1 protein-coding gene is annotated in these 1,479 nt (G+C 79.9%); it reads left to right on the top strand.

The genetic code is table 11. The features are described from left to right. Nucleotides 1-1,479, top strand: a 1,479-nt coding sequence (locus EAO73_RS35660) for a primosome assembly protein PriA (RefSeq protein ID WP_147975665.1), incomplete at both ends; no start/stop codon positions are given.

The raw sequence follows: 1,479 nt of genomic DNA, 5'->3' as shown, positions 1-1,479 counted from the left end.
CCCGGGACCTGGGAGCGGTACGAGCAGGGGCCCGCCTTCCTGTCCGCGCTGGCCAACGGGGACGCCCCCAGGGCCGTGTGGACGGCGCTGCCCGGACCGCACTGGCCGGCCGAGATCGCCACGGCCGTCGCCGCGACGCTGTCCGCAGGGCGCGGCGCCCTCGTCGTCGTCCCCGACGGGCGGGCCGCCGGCCGGGTCGACGCCGCGCTCACCGCCCTCCTCGGCGAGGGGCGGCACGCGCTGCTCACCGCCGGCTCCGGACCGGGGAAGCGGTACCGGGAATGGCTCGCCGTGCGGCGCGGGTCCGTCCGGGCGGTGGTGGGGACCAGGGCCGCGATGTTCGCGCCCGTCGCCGACCTCGGGCTCGTCGTCGTCTGGGACGACGGGGACTCCAGCCACAGCGACGACCGCGCGCCCTTCCCGCATGTCCGCGAGGTCCTGGAGCTGCGGGCCACGCACGGGCGGTGCGGCTTCCTGCTGGGCTCCCTCAGCTGCACCGTGGAGGCCGCGCAGCTCGTCGAGAGCGGCTGGGCGCTGCCGTTGCGCGCCGGGCGGGAGCAGCTGCGGGCGGCGGCGCCCGTCATCCGCACCGTGGGCGACGGCGAACTCGCCCGGGACGGGGCGGCGCGGGCCGCCCGGCTGCCCAGCCTCGCCTGGCAGACCGTCCGGGACGGGCTGCGCACCGGTCCGGTGCTGGTCCAGGTGCCCCGCCGCGGGTACGCCCCCCGGCTGGCCTGCGAGCGCTGCCGGGAGCCCGCGCGGTGCCGGCAGTGCGCGGGGCCGCTGGAGGCGCCCGACCAGCAGGACCTGAACTGCGCCTGGTGCGGGCGGGCCGAGACCGCCTGGCACTGCGTGGCCTGCGGTGGCCGGCGGCTGCGGGCCCAGGTCGTCGGCGCCCGGCGTACGGCGGAGGAGCTGGGGCGGGCGTTTCCGGCCGTGCCGGTGCGGACGTCCGGGCGCGACCATGTGCTCGACTCGGTGCCGGACCGGCCCGCGCTGGTGGTGAGCACGCCCGGTGCCGAGCCGGTCGCCGAGGGCGGGTACGCGGCGGCGCTCCTGCTGGACGGCTGGGCGATGACCGGCCGTCCCGACCTGCGTGCGGGGGAGGAGGCGCTGCGGCGCTGGACCTCCGCCGCCGCGCTGGTCCGGGGGCGGCCCGAGGGCGGCACGGTGGTCGTCGTCGCCGAGCCGACGCTGCGGCCGGTGCAGGCGCTGGTCCGCTGGGATCCGGTCGGTCACGCCCGGCGGGAGCTGGCGGAGCGGGCCGAGCTGGGCTTTCCACCGGTGTCCCGGATGGCCTCGGTGACGGGGGCGCCGGAGGCGCTGGCCGCGTTCCTCGCGGGGGCGCGGTTGCCCGCGGACGCGGAGGTGCTGGGGCCGGTGCCGGTGCCTGCCGCCGAGGCGGGGCGGCCTCGGCGGGCGTTCGAGGCGCCGGTGGGGGAGGTCTGGGAGCGGGCGCTGGTACGGGTGCCGCCGGGG

This window comes from Streptomyces sp. col6, from assembly GCF_008042035.1.
In the GTDB taxonomy this organism is placed as follows: domain Bacteria; phylum Actinomycetota; class Actinomycetes; order Streptomycetales; family Streptomycetaceae; genus Streptomyces.
Note: the sequence above shows the minus strand (reverse complement) of the source record. Positions and strands in the feature narration are given on the sequence as shown.